Source organism: Ideonella sp. P3_A4 (assembly GCF_056403075.1).
The window spans coordinates 1-4050 of record NZ_JBFUGE010000545.1 but is presented as its reverse complement, the minus strand read 5'-3'; the positions used below and the strand labels follow the sequence as shown (position 1 = coordinate 4050).

The following is a 4050-nucleotide window of genomic DNA, read 5'->3' as shown; positions in this document are numbered from 1 at the left end:
GAGCAGGGCCGCGACTCTTTCAACGACTACTTTGTCGCCGAAGCAGCGATCTCGCTGAAGCAGGGGGCCGGGCGCTTGATCCGCACCGAGACCGATCAGGGCCTGCTGGTGATCTGCGACACCCGGCTGCGTCAGGCGCGCTATGGAGCTCGGCTGCTCAGGGCGCTGCCGCCGATGCTGCCGTTGGAAACCGGCGAGCAGGCACTGTCCTGGCTGCGGTCTTTGCGTTAGTTCGCAAGCCCCAAAAGAAAAGCGGCCCCGCGAGGCCGCCTTCTTGTCGTCACCAGGGTGGCGAAGTGTGGCTTACCAGAGCTGCCACCAAGCCTTGTCTTCGCGGGCCTTGCCGTCGGCCAGGAAGCGGCTTTGCGGGAAGTTGCCCTTCAGCACGCGGTCGGCGTCGTCGCGCAGCTCGACCAGGCCCAGCTTGTCGTACGAGCGGCTCATGATGTAGAGCGCTTCCTCGATCGCTGGCGTCTGCGGGTAGGTGGTGATCGCCTGCTGGGCACGGTTGGCCGCCGCAAGGAAGGCACCGCGACGCAGGTAGTAGCGCGCCACGTGCACTTCATAGTCGGCCAGGGCATTGACCGTGAAGTCCATGCGCAGCTTGGCGTCGGGCGTGTAGCGGGAGTCGGGGAACTGCTCGACCAGCTGCTTGAACGACTGGTAGGCGTCGCGCGCGGCCTGCTGGTCACGCTCCGACAACTTCTGCTGCGACARCGCGGCCAGGAAGCCGATGTTGTCGTTGAAGTTCACCAGTCCGCGCAGGTACAGCGCATAGTCGAGCCCGGGGCTGGAGGGGTTCAGCTTGATGAAGCGGTCCAGCGTCGACAGCGCTGCGGCCTTTTCGCCAGCCTTCCAGTTGGCGTAGGCCAGGTCAAGCTGGGCCTGTTGTGCCAGCAGCGTGCCGCCGGCACGGCCTTCGACGCGTTCAAGCAGCTTGATCGCGTTGAGCCAGCCACCAGCCGCCATGTCTTCCTTGGCGTCTGCATACAATTTCTCGGCGCTACCCTGGATGTCGCCATCGTCCTTGTTGAAGAACGAGCTGCAGCCAGCCAGCAGCACAGCCAGGGACAACATCGTGGCGCGCGCGAGCGGCCGGCGGAACAGGTCTTGGATCATCGGTGGGGGCACGCGGCGACGAACGCGCCGCGCGAAAATGGTCTCGCCAAGCAATGCGAAGGATTATATGGGGGGCCTTTCAGTGCCTCGKGCCACGGTGCCGATCGGTACCGCAGACGGTTTGCCCGACGACAGCGAGGTCGACAGCGGACCCGAAAAACGCAGCTGGCGGCTCGACGCCGAGGCCCATGGCCAGCGGCTGGACAAAGTGCTGGCCGGGCTGGTGCCGGAGTTCTCGCGCAGCCACCTGCAGACGCTGCTGGCCGCGGGCGAGGTGACGCTGGACGGCGTGCCGTCCACAGTCGCGTCACGCAAGGTCAAGGTCGGCCAGCAACTGTCGATCACCTTGGTGCTGCCCGCCGAAGCGCGGGCCTTCACGCCGCAGGCCATGGCGCTCGACGTGCTCTACGAAGACGCGCATCTGCTGGTGCTGCACAAGCCGGCTGGCCTGGTGGTGCACCCGGCGGCGGGCAACTGGTCCGGCACTTTGCTCAACGGCCTGCTGGCCCGCGATGCCAATGCCGCCCGGCTGCCACGCGCCGGCATCGTTCATCGGCTGGACAAGGACACCTCGGGCCTGATGGTGGTGGGGCGCAGCCTGGAGGCGGTGACCGCATTGATCCGCGACATGGCCGCGCGCGACATCCGTCGCCGCTACCTTGCGCTGGTGCATGGTGACGTGGGGCGCGAGCCTTTCACGATCGATGCTCCTGTGGGACGCGACCCGGTGGCGCGTGTGCGTATGGCCGTCGTACCTAGCGGCAAGACGGCGCGCACCGACGTATTCCCAGTGGCGTACCAGGGGGGCATCAGTGCCGTGCGTTGCGCGCTGCACACAGGCCGGACTCACCAGATCCGGGTGCATCTGGCCTCGCGCGGCCACGTGCTGGTGGCGGACGCGGTTTATGGCGGCAAGCCTGCGCTGGGTATGCAGCGTCAGGCCTTGCACGCGGCCGAGCTGGAACTGGCTCACCCCGTCAGCCGAGAGCTCTTGCGCTTCGAAGCGCCGCCGCCGGACGATTTCACGAAAGCCTGGGCCGCCGTGGTGCCGGCTTGACAAGCAGGGCCGCCCCTTATGCAGGGGCGGCGGCTGGGGTTTACAATGCGGTCCCAGGCCGACAGATCCAATGGGATCCGCCGAGAAATCCCACCGCACCACGCGCAAGCCGCCATGCGGGGCGCAAGTCGAGCCACTGGTGTCGGGCCGTTGCCGCCGCCGTCTGCCGAAAGCCTTTGAAGGCTCGCCAGACAAGCCGCTGCCACGCCGCCGACCATCGCCAACGAACCGCACCGTCGACGCAGTCCGTGCGATCGCCCGCGCTGGCCCAGCCCGCGCCCGGCAATTGCCCCCGCCGATGGGCTTGTTGAAGACAACCGCTGCCTGACCGCAGCTTGTGACCCGTGTCGATACCTGATCGATGAATACCCAGGACGCCAAGCGCGTGCTCGAAACCGCGCTCATCTGCGCCAGTCAGCCGATGCCGCTGCGCGACATGCGTGCGTTGTTTGCAGACCAACTGGGCTCCGACACCCTGCGCTCGTTGCTCGATGAGCTTGGGCGCGACTGGACCGGCCGCGGTGTCGAACTGGTGGCGCTGGCCACCGGGTGGCGGTTCCAGAGCCGGCCCGAGATGCGCGAGTTTCTCGACCGCCTGAACCCCGAGAAGCCGCCGCGCTATTCACGCGCGGTGCTCGAAACGCTGGCCATCATTGCCTACCGCCAGCCGGTGACCCGCGGCGACATCGAAGACATCCGCGGTGTCGTCGTTTCCAGCCAGATCATCAAGCAGCTGGAAGACCGCAACTGGATCGAAGCCATCGGCCATCGTGACGCCCCGGGCCGCCCGGCGCTGTACGCGACGACCCGCCAGTTCCTCGACGACCTGGGCCTCGAAAGCCTGGATCGCTTGCCGCTGTTGGACGGCCCGCCGGGCGCCGAGGCGCTGAAGACGCTGGCCGCCGAGCAGGTCGGCCTGTTGAACGACCAGGGCGAGCTGCCGCTGGATGCGCTGCCGGTAGACGATGCAGCGGTGAACGGCGAGTCGGTGCCTCTGGACGGAGCGGCTGTGGAGGTCTCGACCGACATTCCGGCTGAGGCGGCGGTCGAAACTGACGTGGCGACTGATGTCGCCACTGACGACCTGGCCGCGGTGCCCGATGCCGAGCCAGTTCAGGCCGAGGCGAGTTCGCTCGGCGAAGCGCTGGCCGAAACAGCAACTGCCGAACCCGTGGAGACAGCGGCTGAACCGGCTGATGCGGGCGCCGAGGCGATCGAGGCTGCCAGCGCCGAAGAAATAGCGCAGGCCGACGAACCAGTCCACGACACGCAAGCCGACGAGGCCGCGATGCAGGCCAGCAGCGAGCCGGCTGAAGCCGCTGCAGAAGCCGGGCCGGCCGCAGAAGTCGAACCGGCTGACGACGCCAACGAACTCCCGCTGTCGGTCGAGCCTTTCGCGCCCGCCGACGAAGAACAAACACCGGCCGACGACACGGCCGACCCTCCTGTCACTCCCACCAACGCGCCCCAAGCATGAACACCGATTCAAAGTCCGACCCGTCGTTGCCCGCCGAGACGGCGCCGGCACCCGATGTTGCTGTCGACGGGGCGCCCGCAGCGCCCAAGCGCCGGACGCGCACGCGCAAGGCGGACGCTGTGGAAACTGGCGGCGACGAAGCCAGTCCGGCCCCGGCCGTTGACGCTGAGGCCGCCGCGGAGAAGCCGGCGCGCAAACCACGCACACGCGCCCCGAAGAAAGATGCCGACGCTGCGTCGACCGACGCGCCGATAGCGGCCACGGCCCCAGAGGCTGCCGCGCCCACCGTTCAGGCTCAGGCCGCACCGGTGGCTGAGCGAGCCGAAGCGAACAGCGCGACCGAAGGCGGCGCCGAAGCATCGGCCCCAGGCGAGGCCGGCGACGCTGGTGGTGAAGG

General features: G+C 67.9%; 4 protein-coding genes and 1 pseudogene. 4 read left to right on the top strand and 1 reads right to left on the bottom strand.

Annotated elements, in window-relative coordinates:
* The coding region (locus tag AC1DYI_RS28610) for a helicase C-terminal domain-containing protein (protein WP_477207514.1) at positions 1–231 on the top strand (231 nt) is incomplete at its 5' end.
* Between the two features lie 72 nt (positions 232–303).
* On the opposite strand, the gene AC1DYI_RS28605 is transcribed toward AC1DYI_RS28610, so the two are convergent.
* The gene (locus tag AC1DYI_RS28605; RefSeq protein WP_477207515.1) at positions 304–1107 is read right to left on the bottom strand and encodes an outer membrane protein assembly factor BamD; all 804 of its coding nucleotides are present in this window, start codon (positions 1105–1107) and stop codon (positions 304–306) included.
* 79 nt (positions 1108–1186) lie between these two features.
* Between AC1DYI_RS28605 and AC1DYI_RS28600 the strand changes: the two genes are divergently transcribed.
* The 3 genes and pseudogenes from AC1DYI_RS28600 to AC1DYI_RS28590 all read left to right on the top strand — a co-directional run.
* Positions 1187–2176, top strand: a complete 990-nt coding sequence (locus tag AC1DYI_RS28600) for an RluA family pseudouridine synthase (protein WP_477207513.1) — start codon at positions 1187–1189, stop codon at positions 2174–2176.
* A 361-nt stretch (positions 2177–2537) separates the two neighbouring features.
* Positions 2538–3653: an SMC-Scp complex subunit ScpB gene (gene scpB / locus AC1DYI_RS28595; RefSeq protein ID WP_477207512.1), complete on the top strand. Its 1116-nt coding sequence runs from the start codon at positions 2538–2540 to the stop codon at positions 3651–3653.
* Positions 3650–4050 (top strand): annotated as a pseudogene (locus AC1DYI_RS28590) (hypothetical protein); the annotation flags it as partial. The gene scpB and the pseudogene AC1DYI_RS28590, both read left to right, overlap by 4 nt.